Here is an 18,712-nt window from a genome sequence, read left to right as displayed (position 1 = left end):
CGGCCCCGGAGCTTACGATGAGCGAGCCACACCGGGCCGATCAGGGGGAGCGATGCATCACGTGCCGCAGCACGACCAGGACCGCTCGCCGGCGCACGGGCCCGTGATCCCCGGGGAGCTGGTCCCCACCGGGTCCGTCGATCCCGACGCGCGCACCGACGATCCACCGGCCGGGACCGCCGGACCGCAGCAGCCTCAGCAGGCTCCCCTGCAGCCCTATGCCGCACCGCCGTGGCCGCCGCACGCCGCCGGGCCGCCGCCCGTCCCGCCGCCGCCGGAGAAGAGCGTGGGCGTGGCCTTCGTGCTGACCTTCTTCTTCGGCCCGTTCGGAATGTTCTACTCGACCGTCGCCGGGGCCCTGATCCTGCTGGGGATCACGCTCGGGATCGCGCTGCTGGCCGGTGTGGTGATCGGACTGATCACCCTGGCGACCTTCGGGCTCGGGGCGTTCCTGGTGGCCCTGGCACCCCTGGCAGGGGTCCCGGTCTGGATCGCGAGCATCATCTGGGGCTGCCTGGCCGCCTCCGGCCACAACGACCGCGTGCGCGCGGAGTATGCGCAGCACGGCGCCGCGCACGCACAGTACGGGGCGCGGCGGGCGGCGTTCGACGGGTACCGCTCAGCCGGGTACTGACCTCTGCCGGCCCGTGACCAGGACACACCAGGAGCACTCGTGACCCGCACCGACTCCTCCGGTCCCGCCCGGGCCCTCGATGACCTCGCCGTCCGTCTGCGCGCAGAGCTCGGCGAGGACGCAGTGCCCACGGTCGTCGAGGCTCGCTACGGCGGGGACCGGGCCGTCCCGGGCGCGCCGGACCACCGATTCGTGCTGGTCCTCCCCCACGATGTCGAGGGGGTGCGGACCACGCTGCGCCGGGCGCACGAGACCACCACGCCCGTCGTGCCCCGGGGCGCCGGCTCGGGCCTCTCCGGCGGCGCGGTCCCCACGGACGGGGCGATCGTCCTCGGCCTGGAGCGCCTGAGCACCATCCGCGAGATCGACCCGCTGGACGAGGTCGCCGTCGTCGAGGCCGGGGTGATCACCTCCGATCTCTCCGCGGCCCTGGCCCCGCACGGCTTCTTCTACGCCCCGGACCCGGCCAGCGTCGGGATCTCCACGATCGGCGGCAACATCGCCACCAACGCCGGTGGCCTGCACTGCGCGAAATACGGGGTGACCCGCGAGTCCGTGCTCGGCCTCGAGGTCGTGCTGGCCGACGGCACGCTGCTGCGCACCGGCCACCGCTCGATCAAGGGCGTGACGGGGCTCGACCTCACCCAGCTGCTGATCGGGTCCGAGGGCACCCTGGCCGTGGTGGTGGCCGCCACCGTGCGGATCCGTCCGCTCCCGGTCGCCCGCCGCACGGTGCTGGCCCGCTTCGAGTCGGCGTCGGCCGCCGCTGCGGGGGTGGGCGCGATCTCCCGCAGCCCCGTGCGCCCGGCCGCCACCGAGCTGCTGGACGCGGGCACCCTCGCCGACATCGATGCGCACACCGGGTCGCGGATCGCCGAGGGTGACGGCGCGATGCTGCTGGTCGAGCTCGACGGCTACGGCGTCGAGGAGCAGACGCGCGACCTGGTGGCCGCCCTCGCCGGCGCGGGCGCGGCCGTGCATGCGATCGAGGACGCCGCGGAGGCGGAGCGGCTGTGGGAGCTGCGCCGCTCCAGCCGAGCCGCCGGGGGCGGCCGGGCGCGCCTGGGCGAGGACGTGGCGGTGCCGAAGTCCCGCCTGGCGGAGCTGCTCACCGAGTTGGAGGCGATCGGCCGGCGCCACGACGTGCGCACCTCCGCCGTCGCCCATGCGGGGGACGGCAATCTTCATCCTTCCTTCTCGCTGCCCGGCGTCCCGGAGAACCCCTCCGGTCAGCTGCCCCCTGCGATCCTCGCCGCGGCCGACGAACTGGTCCGCACGGCGCTGGACCTCGGCGGCACGATCAGCGGCGAGCACGGCATCGGCACCTCCAAGCGCGGCTGGCTCGATCTCGAGCTGTCCCCCGCCTCCCGGGCCCTGCAGCACCGGGTGAAGGAGGCCTTCGATCCGCAGCACCTGCTCAATCCCGGCAAGGCGCTGTGAGACAGCCGAGGGCGCCTCGTGAGGACGCCGTCCGCACGGTCGACGACGGGACCGCGGGATGTCATCCGGCCATTCGTCGCACCTGGATCAGGACAATCGTGCTCGTGCCCGTGTCCCCGTTGTCGCAGTCCCGGGTGTTCACCTCGGTCGACATCTCGTGGCTCCGCTCGCGTCGCAGTGGGCATCGGATGAGCAGCTCCGGTGAGCAGCTCAGGCCCGCCGCTCAGCGCAGCAGCGCCGCCAGGCGGGCGTCGGAGTCCGCGAGCGCGGCGCGGTCGTAGGTCGAGCCGGTCGAGAGGATCTCCTCGGCGCCGGTGCGCTCGGCGATCCGCTCGAGGCGGCGCCGCACGGCGTCCGCGGTGCCGGCGACCGTGGTCGCCAGTCCCTTCTCGACGCGGCGGCGCTCCGGGGTCTCCCACCTCGCCGCACGGATGTCGGCGGGCGGCTCGAGCGCGCCGAACACCCCGGTGCTGCGGGAACGGGCCATCGCCCAGATCTCCGGCAGCGCGAGCTCGCGGGCCTCGGCGTCGGTGTCGGCGATGAGCGCGTCCACGGACGCGATGATCTGCGCGACGCTGCCGCGGTGCGGACGGAACGCGCGGCGGTAGGCGGTGAGCCGTGCCGACAGCTCCGGGGCGTCCAGGATCGGGCCGCCGATCACCACGGGCAGGCCGAGCGCGGCTGCCGTCTCCATCCCGCTGCCCGTGGCGAGCACGAACAGCGGCACCTCGCCGTCGTCGTCCGGGCGGGCGGTGAGGGGCGCGGTGCCCTCGAGATGATCGCGCACCTCGGTGATCTCCTGGCCGAAGGAAGCCGGATCGGCCTCCAGGCGCCCGAGGGCCTCGCGCACCGGGGCGGTGAAGCCGAGGGAGCGTCCCAGGCCCAGGTCGATGCGGCCGGGGTACAGCGCCTCGAGCATGCGGAACTGCTCGGCGACCACGAGCGGCCGGTGATTGGGGAGCATCACGCCACCGGAGCCGAGGCGGATCCGGGCGGTGCGGGCACCGATCGCGCTCAGCAGCACCGCCGGGGAGCCGCTCGCGATGCCCGGCACGGCGTGGTGCTCAGCCACCCAGAACCGGTGGTATCCCTGCTGCTCGGTGGCGATCGCCCGCTGGACGGAGTGCTCCAGGGCCGCTGACTCGGCCTGGCCCCGACGCGTGCGGGAGCGGTCGAGCAGGGAGAGCCTCATGCCGTGATCAACGCGGACGTCTGCCAGGATCTTCCCTGCTGGGAGGTCGAGAACGTCTCATCCTCGGCGCGACCCGCGAGCGCTCCGCGCCGATAGCCTGACGAGCATGAGCGCACCGCATGTCCCCCTGTCGATCCTGGATCTCGTCTCGATCTCCGAAGGAATGAGCACCCGGGAGGCGATCACCGCCTCCATGGACGGTGCGCAGGCCGCCGACCGTCTCGGCTACGAGCGCTACTGGTTCGCCGAGCACCACAACACCAACTCGCTCGCCTCGAGCGCCACCTCGCTGCTGATCGACCGCGCGGCCTCGATGACCGAGCGGATCCGCGTCGGCTCCGGCGGCATCATGCTGCCCAACCACTCCCCGCTGAGCGTGATCGAGCAGTTCGGCACCCTGGTGCAGTTCCACGGAGACCGCATCGACCTGGGTCTCGGCCGAGCGCCGGGCACCGACCAGCTGACCGCGCAGCTGCTGGCCCGCACCTCGGCGGAGCCGCAGGCCTTCGTCGCGGCGGTCGAGCAGATGCGGGACTGGTCGCGCGAGGAGTCCACCGGCGGCCTCCCGATCTCCGCCGACGTCGCCCGCGGCACCGAGGTGCCGATGTGGATCCTTGGCTCGACCGCCAACGGCGCCCGCCTCGCCGCGCAGCTGGGGATGCCCTTCTCCGTCGCCTCGCACTTCGCGCCGTTCCAGTACCTGCACGCCCTGCAGGCCTATCGCGAGAACTTCGATGCCGGGGCGTCCACGGCCCAGATCGAGAAGCCCCGCACCATGGTCGGGGTGAACCTGGTGGTCGCCGAGACGGACGAGGAGGCACAGCGCCACTTCTCCACGCTCCAGCAGATGTTCCTGGGCGTCGTCACCGGCCAGCGGCAGAAGATCCAGCCGCCCCGGCCCATCGAGGAGATCGCTGCCGATCACCTGGTCCAGCAGGTCGACCAGACGCTGTCGATCAAGGCCGTCGGCTCCCCCGCGACCGTGGTGCGCCAGCTGGAGGAGATCGTCGAGGCGACCGACGCCGACGAGCTCATCCTGACGGCCTATTACTACGATCCCTCCGACCGGATCAAGGGGCTGGAGCTGCTGGCCGAGGCCTGGGGACTGGGCGGCTGACCGCGCCGACCCGTGAAGCCGCTGGGCGGCTGACGGCGCCGACCCGGGAGCCCGCTCAGCGCGCGGTGACCGTCGCGGTGAGGGTCGCGTGGTCGCTCGCGACCCTGCCGTCCAGCTCCGGGACCGAGGCGGCGTAAGAGTCCACGGCCAGATCGCGGGTGAGGATCCAGTCGATCCGCTCCCCGCCGACCGCCGGCGGCCCGTAGTCCGGGAAGGTGCCGATGTCCTCCCCCTCGTGGACGCCGGCGACCTCGTGCGCGTCCTCGAAGCCGGCGTCGCGCAGCACGCGCCACGGGATGCTCTGCCCGCCGGCGGCGTTGAAGTCGCCCATCAGCACCACCGGTGCGCCGTCGGCCGCCTCCGTCAGTCGCTGCGCGATGACCCCGGCGCCCCTCTCCCGGGCGAGATGACCGGCATGGTCGAGGTGGGTGACGGCCAGAACCAGCTCCCCGCCGGCGAGGAGGTCCCGCACCCTCGCCCATACCGCGATGCGGGGGCAGTGGGCGTCCCAACCCACCGAGCCCATCAATGCAGGCTGCTCGGAGAGCCAGAACTGGTCCCAGTCGAGCACCTCGAAGCGCTCCCGGCGCAGGAACAGCAGGTTGTGCTCCCCGCGTCCACCGCCGTCGCGTCCGAAGCCGAGCCGCAGATGGGTCGCCCCGAGGGCCTCGTCGAGCGTCGCGATCTGGGAGGGCAGCACCTCCTGGGTGCCGACCACGTCGGCATCGGCCGCGTGCAGCAGGTCCACCAGCACCGGAGCTCGATCTCCCCAGTGGTCGCTCTGGCCGGGGCGGGTCTCCGCCCGGTGCTGACGGATGTTCTGGGTGAGCAGTCGCAGGGCGGTGGGCAGGCGTTCCTCGGTGGTCCTCATGTCCCTATCCTGTCGCACGGCCGCCGCGGTCGCACGGTCGCCGCGGACGCACGGCCCGGGCCGGGGCCTGTGTCCCGAATCGACGCCACGTGTCGGACCTCCGGGTGCGACGCCCCCCTGTCGGCGCATACTGCCCCCATGAGTGCTCTGGTCCTGCAGTCCGATTTCGGGCTCGACGACGGCGCGGTCAGCGCGATGTACGGCGTCGCCGTCGGCGTCGACCCCACACTGCGCATCCACGACGTCACCCACAACATCCCGCCCTACGACATCTGGGAGGGCTCGTACCGCCTCGCCCAGGTGCTGCAGTACTGGCCCGAGGGCACCGTCTTCGTCTCCGTGGTCGATCCCGGCGTCGGCTCCTCCCGGCTGTCCGTGGTCGCTCGCACCGCCACCGGCCACTACGTGGTCACTCCCGACAATGGGACGCTGACCCATCTCGAGGACATCTTCGAGATCACCGCGCTGCGGGAGATCGACGAGACCCGCCATCGCCGCCCGGGCTCCGAGGAGTCCTACACCTTCCACGGCCGCGACATCTACGCGTTCACGGGCGCTCGGCTCGCCTCCGGCGCCACCGACGTCGACGACATCGGGCCCGAGCTCGACCGAGAGCAGATGGTGCGGCTGCCGATCACGGCGCCGGCCCGCTCGCAGGACACGGTCGTCGGCACCATCGACACGCTCGACGTGCGCTACGGCTCGCTCTGGACCTCGATCCCCCGCCCTCTCTTCGCCGAACTCGACGTCTCCCCCGGCGATCGCGTCACCGTGCGCGTCCATCACCACGACACGGTCGTGCACGCCGCACAGGTCACCTACGCGCGCAGCTTCGCCGCCGTCGAGGTCGGCGAGTCCCTGCTGTACGTGAACTCCCTGGACCGGATGGCGATCGCCATCAACCGTGGCCACTACGCCCGCGCTTTCTCGCTCGGCACCGGCGCCTCCTGGCGCGTGACCCTGGTGCCGGTGCGCTGACCGCCCCTCTCCCTCCGAAGGACGTCTCATGAACCGCACCCACTCCCCCGTCACCCAGGTGGTCGCCATCGGCATCGGCGCCGCCGTCTTCTTCGTACTCGGCCGCTTCGCGGCGATCCCGACCCCCGTGCCCAACACCTCGATCAACATCCAGTACGCGATCCTCGCGGTGTTCGCCGTCCTGTACGGCCCCCTCGTCGGTGCTCTGGCCGGCTTCATCGGTCATCTGCTCGTCGACGTCACCGGCTACGGCGTCTGGATCAGCTGGGAGCTGGCCTCCGGCGTGTTCGGGCTGGTCGTCGGGCTCCTCCTGCTGAAGCACGCGATCGCCGACGGCGAGTTCGGCCGTGCGGTCGCGGCCCGCTTCTGCCTCGCGGTGATCGCCGCGAACCTCCTCGCCTGGCTGCTCATCGCGCCGCTCGGGGACGTGCTGATCTACTCCGAGCCCGCCACCAAGGTCTGGGTGCAGGGGGCGTTCGCCTTCGCCTCGAACACGATCACCGCATGCGTCCTCGGGACCATCATCCTGTCGATCTACGCTCGGACCCGCACCAGGACCGGGTCGCTGAGCCTCGGCCAGTGACCACGCGGCGACCACGACCAGAGGGGGACGACACCCCGCTGATCGACCTGTCCGGCTACTCCTTCCAGTACCGGGCACAGGCCGAGCCGACCCTGCACGACATCGACCTCACGGTGCGCCGAGGGGAGAAGATCGCGATAGTCGGCGCCTCCGGCTCCGGGAAGTCCACCCTCCTCAGCGTGATCAACGGGCTGATCCCCCATCACCACCGCGGTACCGCGACCGGCACCGTCCGCGTGGCGGGCACGGATCCGTCCGCGGTGCCGCTGGTGGAGACCGCCGCCGTGGTCGGCACCGTGCTGCAGGACAGCAACAGCCAGTTCGTCGGGCTCACCGTGGCCGAGGACATCGCCTTCAGCCTCGAGAACCAGCAGGTCCCCCGCGGAGAGATGCCCGCGCGGATCACCCGCGCCGCGGAGTCGGCCGGGATCCCCGATCGCCTCGGCGACGCCCCGCAGGACCTCTCCGGCGGGCAGAAGCAGCGTGTCGCGATCGCTGGAGTGCTGGTGGACGACGTCGAGGTGCTGCTGCTGGACGAACCGCTGGCGAACCTGGACCCGGCGGCCGGGCGCGCCGCCGTCGAGCTGATCGACGATCTCCACCGCGACGGCGGTCGGACCGTGGTCCTGGTGGAGCACCGCCTCGAGGACGTGCTGCACCGCGACGTCGACCGGATCGTGGTGATGGATCAGGGCCGCATCATCGCCGATGCCGCCCCCGAGGAGATCCTCGCCTCGGGGCTGCTGGAGCAGCACGGCATCCGCCCGCCCCTGCACGTGGCCGCCTTGCGGTATGCCGGCACCCCGGTCACCGCCGCGCAGCATCCTCAGCGCAGTGAGGACATCGACCTGACCGAGGAGCAGATCGGCGCCGTCCGGGAGTGGGTCGCGGCCTGCGCGGAGGACCAGGGACCGGCCGCACCGCCCACCGACGCCGCCCCCGCCGCCTTGGACCTGCACCAGGTGCGCTGCGAGCTCCCCCTCGGGCCGGAACGCACCCGCGTCGCCCTCGAGGACGTCACCGCCTCCGTGTCCCGCGGCGAGATGCTCGGGGTGCTCGGCTCCAACGGCGCCGGAAAATCCACCCTCGCCCGTGTGATCTGCGGATTCGAGGAGCTCACCGGTGGGACGCTGACCATCGGTGGGGTCGACGCACACGGGTGGAGCCTCGCCGAGCGCGGCGAGCAGGTCGGCTTCGTGCTGCAGGAGCCCGGTCAGATGCTCTCCCGACCCCAGGTCACCGAAGAGATCGTCCTCGGCCTGCGCGCTCGCGACATCGCGGAGGACGAGATCGCCCGGCGCACCACCACCGTGCTGACGGCTTGCGGGCTGACCCCGTTCCGCTCCTGGCCGATCTCCGCTCTCAGCCACGGGCAGAAGAAGCGCGTGAGCATCGCCGCGGTGCTCGCCCTGGAGCCCGACGTGCTGATCCTCGACGAGCCCACCGCCGGACAGGACTTCGCCCATTACTCCGAGTTCATGCGCTTTCTGAGGTCCCTGCATCAGGCCGGGACCACCATCGTGCTGATCACCCACGACATGCATCTCGCCCTCGAGCACACCGAGCGGGTGCTGGTGCTCTCCGGGGGCCGACTGCTGGCCGACCAGCACCCGGCCGCCGTGCTCACCGATCCGGAGCTCGCCGCTTCTGCGGACCTCGTGACGACCGGGCTGCACGCCCTCGCCCGTCGGTGCGGGATCACCGACGCCAGGACCCTCGTGCACCGCTTCATCGCGACCGACCGTGCGGCTCGGGCGGAAGCGACATGACCGACCCGGTGCTCGGTTACGTCGATCGCCCCGGTCCTCTCCACGCGCTGTCGGGCGTCTCGAAGCTCGGCCTGTCCCTCGGTGTCGTGCTCGGGGCGATGATCGGATTCGACGTGCGCTACCTGGCGGCGGTCTCCGTGGGCTCGATCGTGCTGTGGGGCCTGTCGAGGGTGCGGGCGCGGGACCTCGCCGTCGTCCTGTGGTTCATCGTGGTGTTCGCGGCCCTGAACAACATCGGCATCTTCCTGTTCGCCCCCGGGTACGGCAGCGAGCTGTTCGGCACCCGCCACGTGCTCATGGACGGCCCCTGGCACTGGGACGTCACCGCGGAGCAGCTGTTCTACCAGCTTGCCGTGACGCTCAAGTACGTCGCGGTGCTGCCCTCGGTGCTCCTGTTCGTGGCCACCACCCGGCCTCCGGAATTCGCCTCCTCGCTGGCCAGGATCGGAGTCCCCTACCGGATCGCCTACGCTGTCTCCCTGGCCCTGCGATACATCCCCGATGTGCAGCGGGAGTTCCGCACCATCTCCCAGGCGCAGCAGGCGCGCGGCCTGGACACCACGGGTGACGTGGACCTGCGCCTGCGGATCCGGAACCTCACCTCGGTGCTGACGCCGCTGCTGCTGGGCACCTTCGACCGCATCGAGTCGGTCTCCGCCGCGATGGAGCTGCGAGGCTTCGGGCGCGGGAAGGGTCGCACGTGGTTCGTGCATTCGCGGCTGCAGGTCCCGGACATGCTCGTGATCGGGATGGCCGTCCTGCTGGTCGCCGTCCCCGTCCTCCTGCTCGTCGTCGACGACGGGCGGTTCTGGAATCCCTTCGTGTGACGAGCGGCCCCGGTCCCGACCGCTGGGGTCGAGGTCCGGGGCCGCCACCAGCACGGACATCCCCCGCGTCAGGGCGCTTCGGTCACCATCCCCAGCGCATCCGGCAGGAACATCGTGATCTGCGGGATGAACACCACCAAGAGCAGGCCGACGACGAGGGCGAGGAAGAACGGGATCATCGCCTTGATGACCGGCTCGACCCTGACGTCGCCCACCTTCGCGGCGACGAAGAGGATGTTGCCCACCGGCGGGGTGATCGTCCCCAGCGACAGGTTGAAGGTGATCATCAGCCCGAAGTGGATCGGATCCACCCCGAGCTCCAGCGCGATCGGGAGGAAGATCGGCGTGAAGATCAGGATCGCCGGGGTCGGGTCCATGAACGCGCCGACGATCAGCAGGATCACCATCATCAGCAGCAGGATGATCGTCGTGGAGTCCGCCAGGCCCAGCAGGGCGTCCGAGATGGTCTGCGGGATGGTGGCGTAGCTGAGCACCCAGCTGAGCGCCGAGGACACGGCGACCAGAAGCATCACGACGGCCGTGGTACGGGCCGCCCCGGCGACCACGTCCGGAAGGTTCTTGAGCGTGAGCTGCTGGTAGATCAGCCCCAGCACCAGGGAGTACACGACGGCAATCACGGCGGACTCGGTGGCGGTGAAGAGACCGGCCAGCAGACCTCCGATGACGATGACGATCATGAAGATCGACGGGACCGCCTTCGCCAGCGTCGTCAACGCCAGGCCCAGCGGCACCCGCTCGCCGCGGGCACGCATCTCCGGCCGACGGCGGCTGATCACAGCGACCACCGCGATGCAGGCCAGCACCCACACCAGCCCGGGGCCGTAGCCCGCCACGAACAGCGTGGCCACGGACGTGGAGGACACCAGCGAGTAGACGATCAGCGTGTTCGACGGCGGAATCATCATGCCCGAGGGCGCCGAGGCGGCATTGACGGCCGCGGAGATGGATGGGTCGTAGCCCTCCTTGCGCTCACGCGGCCCGAGAGTGGAGCCCATGGCCGCGGCCGAGGCGACGGCCGCCCCGGAGACGGAGCCGAACAGGGCGTTGGCGACCACGTTGGTCTGGGCGAGCGAGCCGGGCATGCGGCCGACGAGCACCTTGGCGGCGTCGATCAGCTTCCCGGCGATGCCGCCGGTGTTCATCAACGACCCGGCGAGCACGAAGAAGGGGATCGCGAGCAGGGTGAAGGAGCTCGCGCCCGTGAACATGCGCTGCGAGGCGACGAACACGGCCTGGTCGGGGCTGATCACAGCGACCAGCGCGAGGATGGACGGCAGGCCGATGGCGATGCCGATGGGGGCGCCGATGCCGATGAGCACGACGACTCCGGCGATCAGGATGACGCCGGCGATCATGGCGGGATCCATGGTCAGGCCCCCTTTCCGTCGGTCGAAGGGTCCTCGGTCGAGGAGTCGTCGGCCGAGAGGTCGTCGGCCGCCGTGCCACCGGTGGTGGATCCGCCGGTCGCCGCGTCGTCGGCCTCCCCGGCCTCGGCCGCAGAGATCGTGGCGGCCTGCTGCGCGTCGTCACCGGCGAGCATGTCCCCGCCGCGCGCCGCGTGCACCAGATCATCGAGGGCGAAGACGGCGATGATGACGCCGGCGATCGGCAGGGCCAGGTACATCTGACCGACGGTCACCGGAAGCCCGGGAATGGCCTGGTGCCAGGAGATGGACATGCCGCGCAGCCCGCCCCACACCAGGCCGAGTGCGGCGAAGGCGAAGACGGACAGCGCGACGAGCACGTTGGTGATGCGCTGCCCGGCGCGGGGCAGCATCCGGGCGAAGAAGTCGACGGCCACGTGCCCGCGCTCCCCGAACACCATCGCGACGGAGAACAGCACCAACCAGATCAGCAGGTACTGGGACACGGTGGTGGACCAGGCGCTCGGCGCGGACAGCACCTGGCGGGCGAACACCTGCCAGACGACCACGGCCACCAGCACCGCGAACAACCCGATGCTGATCCATCTCAGCACCTCGACACCGCGTGATCGCAGCGCGCTCATGCGCCGTCCTCCCCCATGCTCTCGGCGACCGCCTGGACCGCCTGGTACATCTCCTCGTCCTCGGCGGTCTCCAGGAATGTGCGGCCGACCTCCTCGATGGCCGGACCGAAGGCGTCGGGGCCCGGGTCATTGATCTCGACGCCCGCGTCCAGCATCTGCTGGGTGCTGGCGTCGGTCTCCTCGATCCAGAGCCGCACGAACTCCTCCTGGGCGGCGGCGAAGGTCTCGGCGTAGGCCTGCTGATCGGCCTCGTCCATCTCCTCGACGCGGTCGACGTTGGCCATCACGTAGTCGAGCCCCACCAGGTGATTGGTGAGCGTGAAGTACGGAGCGACCTCGTAGTGGCGCTGGGTCACGTAGCTGACCTCGTTGTTCTCCGCACCGTTGAGCACGCCTGACTGGAGTGCGGTGTACACCTCGCCGTAGGCCATCGGCGTGGGCGAGCCGCCCAGCGCCCGCATGAGCGCCATGAACACGTCCGACTCCTGGACCCGGATCTTCAGTCCCGCGAGGTCCTCCGGGCCCTCGACCGGTCCCCGATCGGTGTAGACGTGACGCGAGCCCTGGGTGAATCCGCCCAGGACACGCAGGCGGTGGCTCGGCTCGAGGGAGGAGAACAGATCGCCGACGATCGACTCATCGCCCAGCACGGCCTGTTGGTGATCGATGCTCTCGAAGGCGCCGGGCAGGTTCAGCGGACGGAAGTCCATCGACAGGTTCTCGACCTGGGTGCTGGAGATGACGGCCATGTCCACGGCACCGTCCGAGACCAGCTGGACGACCTCCTGCTGGGCACCGAGGGATTCGTTGGCGTACACGCGGGCGCCCCACCGTCCCTCGGTCGCCTCGGCCAGCTGCTCGCCGAAGAAGGACAGCGCCGTGAAGCTGGGGTGGGACTCGGTCTGGTTCAGCGAGATCGACAGGACGTTCTCCACGTCCGTCGTCGCCCCGGCCTGCGCGCAGCCGCCGAGGGCGAGGGCGCCGAGCCCCAGGGCCGGCAGACCCACCAGCAGGTCGCGCCGGCTCGCTCGGCGTCCGCTGCGCGGGCCGCGCAGTGGGGATGAAGCCACGAGTTACCTCCTCGTAACACAGAGCGGCCGACCGCACTCCGCGGTCGGCACACTGCTCGGATGTTCCCGGGGAGCGTAGTCGGGGCCCCGTCCCGACGCCTCGGCTTGCCAAGGGTTGCCCCTGGTCGGCGACGATCCGGGGCGGCGGCGGGCAGTCGCCGGGCCGCCGCCGAACGGGAAGGCTGCGCCCCGTCAGCTGGCATGCTGGTCCCCATGGCACCCCGGCCCCTCGCTGACGTCCCCGTGCATGAGCCCCCCGACACCCCGGGGATCGGGATGCTTCCGGCTGCAGGAGTGTCGCTGTCCGCGGTCGGGCTGTTCGGGCTGCAGCTCTCCGGATGGGGACACGCGCTGCTCGTGGTCAGCCTGATCGGCGCCTTTCTCATCTCGCGCGAGCTGGCGAAAGACCTGGCCCTGATCGGCATCGGCATCGCGATCCTCTCGACGACCTCCGTGAGGGCGGACGTGGACTGGGACCGATTCGTCACGATCGGCACGGTGCTGCTGCTCGCCGTGGCGGTGCCGCTCCTGGTGGACCGCGTCGTCCACCGCCGCCGGGCGATCCGGTTCCCCTGGCTCACCGGACAGCCCTGGACCCGCCTGGAGAAGGGGTACATCGTCGCCGTCCCGGTGCTGGGATGGCTGATCCTGCCGTTCTACTTCATCACCTCCGGCGCGTACGAGAACTGGCCGCACATCACCGGGGGCAGCGAGCTGGCGCGGTTCTTCGTGGGGGTGAGCTTCGTGGGCACGTGGGACGAGTTGTTCTTCATCTGCACCTGCTTCGCCCTGCTGCGCCGACACGTCGGCCTGTGGACGGCGAACGTGCTGCAGGCGATCATCTTCGTCTCGTTCCTCTGGGAGCTCGGCTACCAGGAATGGGGCCCGCTGCTCACCGCTCCGTTCGCGCTGCTCCAGGGCTGGCTCTTCACCAGGACCGGTTCGCTGCTGTACGTGCTGATCGTGCATCTGCTCTTCGACGTCGTCGTCTTCCTCGCCATCGTGCACGCCCACAATCCCGGTGCGATCCCGATCTTCCTCGTCTGATCCCCGAAGGGTCGGTCCGTTCAGGGCCTCCGTCCACCGAGCCGGATCCCGACCGTCCGCGGGCCGGTGTCGTCGATCAGGACCCTCTGGGCCGCCGAGCCCCTGTTCCGGACGACGACGGGCCCCGACCCTCCGGGGAGGATCGGGGCCCGGGCGCTCCGGGAGGAGCGGCTGGTGATCAGACGATCACATCATGCCGCCCATACCTCCCATGCCGCCCATGCCGCCCATGTCGTCGCCGCCGCCGCCCGCGGGGGCGGGCTCCGGCTTGTCGGCCACGACGGCCTCGGTGGTCAGGAACAGGCCCGCGATGGACGCCGCGTTCTGCAGCGCGGAGCGGGTGACCTTGACCGGGTCGATGATGCCGGCGGCGAGGAGATCCTCGTACGCACCGGTGGCCGCGTTCAGGCCCTGGCCCACGGGCAGGGACTTGACCTTCTCGGCCACGACGCCGCCCTCGAGACCGGCGTTGACCGCGATCTGCTTGAGCGGGGCCTCGATGGCGACCTTGACGATGCTCGCGCCGGTCGCCTCGTCATCGACCAGGGTGAGCGAGTCGAAGGTGTCCTTGCCCGCCTGCAGCAGCGAGACGCCGCCACCGGCGACGACGCCCTCGTCCACGGCGGCCTTGGCGTTGCGCACGGCATCCTCGATGCGGTGCTTGCGCTCCTTGAGCTCGACCTCGGTGGCGGCACCGGCCTTGATGACGGCCACGCCGCCGGCCAGCTTCGCCAGACGCTCCTGGAGCTTCTCGCGGTCGTAGTCCGAGTCCGAGTTCTCGATCTCGTTGCGGATCTGCGAGACGCGGCCGGCGATGCGCTCGGCGTCACCGGTGCCCTCGACGATGGTGGTCTCGTCCTTGGTCACGACGATCTTGCGAGCCTGGCCCAACTGCTCGAGACCAGCGGTCTCCAGCTTGAGGCCGACCTCCTCGGCGATGACCTGGCCACCGGTGAGGATCGCCATGTCCTCCAGCATCGCCTTGCGGCGGTCGCCGAAGCCGGGAGCCTTGACGGCCACGGACTTGAAGGAACCCTTGAGCTTGTTGACGACGAGCACCGCGAGGGCCTCGCCCTCGACGTCCTCGGCGAGGATCGCCAGCGGCTTGCCGGCCTGGATGACCTTCTCCAGCAGCGGCAGCAGGTCCTTGACCGAGGAGACCTTGGAGGACAGCAGGAGGATGTAGGGATCCTCGAGAACGGTCTCCTGGCGCTCGGCGTCGGTGACGAAGTACGGCGAGATGTAGCCCTTGTCGAACCGCATGCCTTCCGTGAGCTCCAGCTCGAGGCCCATGGTGTTGGACTCCTCGACCGTGATCACGCCTTCCTTGCCGACCTTGTCGAGCGCCTCGGCGATGAGCTCGCCGATGGCCGGGTCGGCCGCCGAGATGCCGGCGGTGTGGGCGATCTGCTCCTTGGTCTCGATCTCCTTGGCCTGCTTCAGCAGGGTCTCGGAGACCGCGGCCACGGCCTGGTCGATGCCGCGCTTGAGCGCGATCGGGTTGGCGCCGGCGACGACGTTGCGCAGTCCCTCCTTGACCAGGGCCTGGGCGAGGACGGTGGCGGTGGTGGTGCCGTCGCCCGCGATGTCGTCCGTCTTCTTGGCGACCTCCTTGACGAGCTCGGCGCCGATCTTCTCGTAGGGATCGTCGAGTTCGATCTCCTTGGCGATCGACACGCCGTCGTTCGTGATGGTGGGGGCGCCCCAGGACTTCTCGAGCACGACGTTGCGGCCCTTGGGACCGAGGGTGACCTTGACGGCGTCCGCGAGCTGGTTCATACCCCGCTCGAGGCCGCGCCGGGCCTCCTCGTCGTAAGAGATGAGCTTGGCCATTGTGGAATCTCTCCCGTGTGGTGTGGTGTCCACCCGACCCTGTGCCCGCGACGGACGGAACCCCACGCCGTGTTCATGTCCCACGGCGCCGGATCCCTCACGGGGCCGGAATGTTCGTGGCCGGCCGGCAAGCTGCCTGTCGACCGATCAGGCTCACGACGCCCGAGTGCGGCCTCGCCGTACGGCGCTGTCACTCTCGATCATCGAGTGCCAGATCATCATAAGCACTCGGAGGCGGAGAGTGCTAACTCCGCCGGGGGTGGATCACGGGTTCCGCTGAGGGCCGAGGACGCAGGACGCGCGCCGCCTCCCGGGAGGAGAGGTCGGCGCGCGTCCGATGCTGCGCGGAGCGGGGCGGATCAGCCCTCGCCGCCGTCGTCCCCCTGGCCGCCGTCGCCCTCGTCGCCGCCGCCCTCGTCGGGCATCTCGACGGCCACGAAGGTGATGCGGGCGTCGTACTCGTCGCTCTGGCGCGCCTCCCCGGCGCCCACCTCGGCGGCGAGAGCCTGCGCGGTCTCCTGGTCCTCGTCGTCCCGGTAGAACACGACGGGCTCCTGCTGCTGGTTGTCAGCCGTGCTGACGCTGACGTCCTCCCAGCCGTCCCCCTCGAGGGTGTCCCGCCAGGTCCCCGCCAGGCCATTCATGCCGCCGGCGTTGACCACCAGGACCGGAACCGACTTGTCGGCCTCCGGAGGCGGCTCCTCCTCGGTGGTCTCCTCCGCGGGCGCGGAGCTGGTCTCCGACGCCGCCGGGGTGGTCGGGTCCTCGGCACGCTCGTCGCCGCCGCCGCCCATGCCCCCGATGACGAAGAGGAGCACGATCAGCATCACCAGCGCGGCGCCGATGATGACGATGTAGAGCAGGTTCTGACGCCAGAACGGCTCCTCGGCACGGTGGGCGCCGTGGAAGGACACGGCGTCGGCCTCGTCGTCGAAACGGTCCGGCGGGTAGGGATACTGGGAATCAGCCACGGCCCCATTAAACCTGCTCCACCCGGTGCGGCGTCGGAGCACACGCCCCGGGATCGGGTCTGTCGGGTGGGACGGTCGGGCCTGTCAGGCGACCTGACCCGACCCGTCTGCGGAGGCGGGGCCGTGCTCGGAGGTGCGTCGGCCGCGCAGGCGGTGGACCACCGAGGGCGCCGCGCGCAGCGCCGCCGGCTCGTCGAGCAGAGCGTTCAGACGCACGTAATAGGCCACCTTGGAGATCCCGATCTCCTCGCGGATCGCACGCTCCTTGGCGCCGACGTAGCGGAAGGTGCGGGACTCGAGCGCGAGGATCTGCCGGTCCCGCTCCGAGAGCGCGCCCTGCGGCCCCGGCAGTGACGTATCGGACATCGTCGCCGGAGTGTCGACGGATCCGGCCCCGTCGTCGTTCTGCACCGGCCCGGCGGGGGTATCGGTCGATCGCCCGTCCTCGTGCGGCGTCGATCCGTCCGGCGCCCCAGGAGGCGGGGAGTCCGGGGTGCGGCCGGCGGATCGGAGGGGCATGCCGGCAGGTTACGTGGTCCGTCGCGTCCACCCGGGACGGCTCGCCGCCGCCCGGCCGACGATGGAAGACTGCTCACATGCCGAAGCCCCTGACCGAGATCATCAGTGCCGACTGGGCCCGGGCCCTCGCTCCCGCGGAGGAGCGGATCCACACGCTGGGAGAGTTCCTCCGCACCGAGGCCGGGTCCGGCCGCGGGTACCTCCCCGACGGGGATCGGGTGCTGGCGGCGTTCACCCGCCCCCTGGAGGACGTGCGCGTGCTCATCGTCGGCCAGGACCCGTACCCCACCCCCGGCCACCCGATCGGGCTCTCCTTCGCTGTGGACCGTGACGTGCGCCCGCTGCCACGGTCGCTGACGAACATCTACACCGAGCTCGAGACCGACCTGGGGATCCCCCGTGCCACCCATGGCGATCTCACCGCCTGGCAGGACCAAGGGGTGCTGCTGCTGAACCGGGTGCTGACCGTCGCGCCCGGCGCCCCGGCCTCCCACCGCCGACGGGGGTGGGAGGAGATCACCGAGCTCGCGATCCGCGCCCTGGTCGAGCGGGGCGGCCCGCTGGTGGCGATCCTGTGGGGGCGCGATGCACAGTCCTTGATCCCGATGCTCGGGCAGGTCCCGCACCTGGCGAGCCCGCATCCGAGCCCGCTGTCCGCCTCCCGCGGCTTCTTCGGCTCCCGTCCGTTCTCCGGCGCCAACGCGCTGCTGGAGCAGCAGGGCGCCGTCGGCATCGACTGGCGGATCCCCGACTGACCCGGCGCGCTCCGCGGCCGACGGGTCCGCGGCGAGGCGCGCCAGGGCCGGCGGCCGTCGGCGAGGCACTCCGCCTCACGCGGCGTCGGACCACCGCCAGCTGTCCAGGATCGCCCGGATCTCCGGGGACACCTCCGCGGCGCCATGGGTCTCCACCAGGATCTGCAGCACCTGATCGCCCACGTCGGCGCAGTACATCTCGGAGACCGCCTCCCGGTCGTCGTGGGTGCCCAGGGCGCGGTGCGAGGGCAGCTCCTTCCCGTCCAGGGTGATGGGGTCGATCGTCGTCGGATCACCGACCTCGTCCCAGAGGTACCCGATCCAGATCGCCTGCCTCTCACACTCGGACTTCGCGTGCAGCGTCGCGTCGAACACGTACACGACCAGGGAGTTGGTCGCGACCTCCTCGCCCTCGACCTGCTCGTCGCGGAGGTCGAGGACCATGCCGGAGCTCGCGCTGTCCTCGCTGATCTCCCCCTCGAACCACTCCGCCGGGTATCGCAGGGAGAAGTACTCCTGCGAGACCTGCACCGTCTCGGGCGCCGTCGCCCCGTCCTCCCCGCCGTCTCGGGTCAGCAGGTGGACGACGCCGACGGTCACGGCGATCAGCAGCAGCAGGATCAGCAGCACCGCGCAGCCCAGCGCGATCCAGATCCCGGGGCGCGAGCGCCGCGGAGCCGGAGGAGCCATCTGTGCACCGGCCGGGCCCGGCCCGCCGCCCGCGCCCGACGCACCGGGCCCTGGCGCGAACGGTCCCTGGGCGAACTGCCCCTGCGAGTCCTGCCCCCGTCCCTGCTGCCCGTGATCCTGCTGCCCGTGATCCGGCTGTCCTCGATCCGGCTGACCCATGTCCCCTCCTGGCCCCTCGGCGCTGCGGACGACAGGCGTCGTCGTCCGCCGAGCTGATGTCCATGGTAGGCGCGTACCCGGGTGGCGCCACGTCCGGCGCCGTGCCGCCCGATCATCGACGATCATCGACCGTCGTGCCCGGACCGCACGGCTACTCCTGGCGGGAGGTGCGCTCGCTGCCCCCGGACGGCGGGCCGATGACGGGGTAGCCGACGTCACGTCCCGGCT

General features: G+C 71.1%; 18 protein-coding genes. 9 read left to right on the top strand and 9 right to left on the bottom strand.

The features are described from left to right. Positions 1–52 precede the first annotated feature (52 nt). Both BH708_RS20170 and BH708_RS17890 read left to right on the top strand, forming a co-directional pair. Entirely contained in the window at positions 53–634 is a 582-nt protein-coding gene (locus BH708_RS20170; RefSeq protein WP_076810324.1) for a hypothetical protein, read from the top strand. 39 nt (positions 635–673) lie between these two features. Then, positions 674–2,074, top strand: coding sequence for an FAD-binding oxidoreductase (locus tag BH708_RS17890; RefSeq protein ID WP_076810323.1), 1,401 nt, complete (start codon positions 674–676; stop codon positions 2,072–2,074). A gap of 223 nt (positions 2,075–2,297) precedes the next feature. Here BH708_RS17890 and BH708_RS17885 read toward each other — a convergent pair whose 3' ends face one another. After that, positions 2,298–3,266 carry an MsnO8 family LLM class oxidoreductase gene (locus BH708_RS17885; protein WP_076810322.1) on the bottom strand — a complete coding sequence of 323 codons (969 nt, stop codon included), beginning with the start codon at positions 3,264–3,266 and terminating at the stop codon, positions 2,298–2,300. Positions 3,267–3,372: 106 nt separating this feature from the next. Between BH708_RS17885 and BH708_RS17880 the strand changes: the two genes are divergently transcribed. Then, positions 3,373–4,383: an LLM class flavin-dependent oxidoreductase gene (locus tag BH708_RS17880; RefSeq protein ID WP_076810321.1), complete on the top strand. Its 1,011-nt coding sequence runs from the start codon at positions 3,373–3,375 to the stop codon at positions 4,381–4,383. Between the two features lie 55 nt (positions 4,384–4,438). On the opposite strand, the gene BH708_RS17875 is transcribed toward BH708_RS17880, so the two are convergent. After that, the gene (locus BH708_RS17875) at positions 4,439–5,254 is read right to left on the bottom strand and encodes an endonuclease/exonuclease/phosphatase family protein (protein ID WP_076810320.1); all 816 of its coding nucleotides are present in this window, start codon (positions 5,252–5,254) and stop codon (positions 4,439–4,441) included. Positions 5,255–5,392: 138 nt separating this feature from the next. On the opposite strand from BH708_RS17875, the gene BH708_RS17870 reads away from it, so the two are divergent. The 4 genes from BH708_RS17870 to BH708_RS17855 are packed head-to-tail and all read left to right on the top strand — an operon-like array spanning position 5,393 to position 9,411. Continuing rightward, entirely contained in the window at positions 5,393–6,232 is an 840-nt protein-coding gene (locus tag BH708_RS17870; RefSeq protein WP_076810319.1) for an S-adenosyl-l-methionine hydroxide adenosyltransferase family protein, read from the top strand. Positions 6,233–6,260: 28 nt separating this feature from the next. Beyond that, positions 6,261–6,815, top strand: a complete 555-nt coding sequence (locus BH708_RS17865) for an ECF-type riboflavin transporter substrate-binding protein (protein ID WP_076810318.1) — start codon at positions 6,261–6,263, stop codon at positions 6,813–6,815. Further along, positions 6,812–8,584 carry an ABC transporter ATP-binding protein gene (locus BH708_RS17860; protein ID WP_076810317.1) on the top strand — a complete coding sequence of 591 codons (1,773 nt, stop codon included), beginning with the start codon at positions 6,812–6,814 and terminating at the stop codon, positions 8,582–8,584. Before BH708_RS17865 ends, BH708_RS17860 begins: the two co-directional genes overlap by 4 nt. Further along, entirely contained in the window at positions 8,581–9,411 is an 831-nt protein-coding gene (locus BH708_RS17855) for an energy-coupling factor transporter transmembrane protein EcfT (RefSeq protein ID WP_076810316.1), read from the top strand. The genes BH708_RS17860 and BH708_RS17855 overlap by 4 nt, the downstream gene beginning before the upstream one ends. Positions 9,412–9,479: 68 nt before the next feature. On the opposite strand, the gene BH708_RS17850 is transcribed toward BH708_RS17855, so the two are convergent. The 3 genes from BH708_RS17850 to BH708_RS17840 are packed head-to-tail and all read right to left on the bottom strand — an operon-like array spanning position 9,480 to position 12,510. Beyond that, on the bottom strand, positions 9,480–10,799 hold the full coding sequence (locus BH708_RS17850) for a TRAP transporter large permease (RefSeq protein WP_076810315.1): 1,320 nt from the start codon (positions 10,797–10,799) through the stop codon (positions 9,480–9,482). 2 nt (positions 10,800–10,801) lie between these two features. Next, positions 10,802–11,440, bottom strand: coding sequence for a TRAP transporter small permease (locus BH708_RS17845; RefSeq protein ID WP_083713778.1), 639 nt, complete (start codon positions 11,438–11,440; stop codon positions 10,802–10,804). Continuing rightward, positions 11,437–12,510, bottom strand: coding sequence for a TRAP transporter substrate-binding protein (locus BH708_RS17840; protein ID WP_083713776.1), 1,074 nt, complete (start codon positions 12,508–12,510; stop codon positions 11,437–11,439). The genes BH708_RS17845 and BH708_RS17840 overlap by 4 nt, the downstream gene beginning before the upstream one ends. Before the next feature lie 213 nt (positions 12,511–12,723). Between BH708_RS17840 and BH708_RS17835 the strand changes: the two genes are divergently transcribed. Next, complete coding sequence (locus BH708_RS17835) at positions 12,724–13,557, top strand: CPBP family intramembrane glutamic endopeptidase (protein WP_076811570.1); 834 nt, start codon at positions 12,724–12,726, stop codon at positions 13,555–13,557. 186 nt (positions 13,558–13,743) lie between these two features. On the opposite strand, the gene groL is transcribed toward BH708_RS17835, so the two are convergent. The 3 genes from groL to BH708_RS20465 form a co-directional block, all read right to left on the bottom strand. After that, positions 13,744–15,390, bottom strand: a complete 1,647-nt coding sequence (groL, locus tag BH708_RS17830) for a chaperonin GroEL (RefSeq protein ID WP_076810314.1) — start codon at positions 15,388–15,390, stop codon at positions 13,744–13,746. A gap of 359 nt (positions 15,391–15,749) precedes the next feature. After that, a complete protein-coding gene (locus tag BH708_RS17825; RefSeq protein WP_076810313.1) occupies positions 15,750–16,361 on the bottom strand; it encodes a LytR C-terminal domain-containing protein in 612 nt (203 codons plus the stop codon). An 84-nt stretch (positions 16,362–16,445) separates the two neighbouring features. Then, a complete protein-coding gene (locus BH708_RS20465; RefSeq protein ID WP_253705391.1) occupies positions 16,446–16,880 on the bottom strand; it encodes a DUF3263 domain-containing protein in 435 nt (144 codons plus the stop codon). Positions 16,881–16,957: 77 nt separating this feature from the next. On the opposite strand from BH708_RS20465, the gene BH708_RS17815 reads away from it, so the two are divergent. Continuing rightward, positions 16,958–17,635: a uracil-DNA glycosylase gene (locus tag BH708_RS17815; protein ID WP_076810312.1), complete on the top strand. Its 678-nt coding sequence runs from the start codon at positions 16,958–16,960 to the stop codon at positions 17,633–17,635. A gap of 75 nt (positions 17,636–17,710) precedes the next feature. Here BH708_RS17815 and BH708_RS17810 read toward each other — a convergent pair whose 3' ends face one another. Further along, positions 17,711–18,325, bottom strand: coding sequence for a hypothetical protein (locus BH708_RS17810; protein ID WP_157236046.1), 615 nt, complete (start codon positions 18,323–18,325; stop codon positions 17,711–17,713). Positions 18,326–18,712 lie beyond the last annotated feature (387 nt).

The sequence above is a fragment of the Brachybacterium sp. P6-10-X1 genome (assembly GCF_001969445.1).
Classification (GTDB): Bacteria; Actinomycetota; Actinomycetes; order Actinomycetales; family Dermabacteraceae; genus Brachybacterium.
Note: the sequence above shows the minus strand (reverse complement) of the source record. Positions and strands in the feature narration are given on the sequence as shown.

Excerpts from the sequence above, each read along its gene's own strand:
- BH708_RS20170 (WP_076810324.1), top strand. The coding sequence starts at position 53 with ATGCATCACGTGCCGCAGCACGACCAGGACCGCTCGCCGGCGCACGGG.
- BH708_RS17885 (WP_076810322.1), bottom strand. The coding sequence starts at position 3,266 with ATGAGGCTCTCCCTGCTCGACCGCTCCCGCACGCGTCGGGGCCAGGCC.
- BH708_RS17880 (WP_076810321.1), top strand. The coding sequence starts at position 3,373 with ATGAGCGCACCGCATGTCCCCCTGTCGATCCTGGATCTCGTCTCGATC.
- BH708_RS17875 (WP_076810320.1), bottom strand. The coding sequence starts at position 5,254 with ATGAGGACCACCGAGGAACGCCTGCCCACCGCCCTGCGACTGCTCACC.
- BH708_RS17870 (WP_076810319.1), top strand. The coding sequence starts at position 5,393 with ATGAGTGCTCTGGTCCTGCAGTCCGATTTCGGGCTCGACGACGGCGCG.
- BH708_RS17865 (WP_076810318.1), top strand. The coding sequence starts at position 6,261 with ATGAACCGCACCCACTCCCCCGTCACCCAGGTGGTCGCCATCGGCATC.
- BH708_RS17855 (WP_076810316.1), top strand. The coding sequence starts at position 8,581 with ATGACCGACCCGGTGCTCGGTTACGTCGATCGCCCCGGTCCTCTCCAC.
- BH708_RS17850 (WP_076810315.1), bottom strand. The coding sequence starts at position 10,799 with ATGGATCCCGCCATGATCGCCGGCGTCATCCTGATCGCCGGAGTCGTC.
- BH708_RS17845 (WP_083713778.1), bottom strand. The coding sequence starts at position 11,440 with ATGAGCGCGCTGCGATCACGCGGTGTCGAGGTGCTGAGATGGATCAGC.
- BH708_RS17835 (WP_076811570.1), top strand. The coding sequence starts at position 12,724 with ATGGCACCCCGGCCCCTCGCTGACGTCCCCGTGCATGAGCCCCCCGAC.
- groL (WP_076810314.1), bottom strand. The coding sequence starts at position 15,390 with ATGGCCAAGCTCATCTCTTACGACGAGGAGGCCCGGCGCGGCCTCGAG.
- BH708_RS20465 (WP_253705391.1), bottom strand. The coding sequence starts at position 16,880 with ATGCCCCTCCGATCCGCCGGCCGCACCCCGGACTCCCCGCCTCCTGGG.
- BH708_RS17815 (WP_076810312.1), top strand. The coding sequence starts at position 16,958 with ATGCCGAAGCCCCTGACCGAGATCATCAGTGCCGACTGGGCCCGGGCC.
- BH708_RS17810 (WP_157236046.1), bottom strand. The coding sequence starts at position 18,325 with ATGGCTCCTCCGGCTCCGCGGCGCTCGCGCCCCGGGATCTGGATCGCG.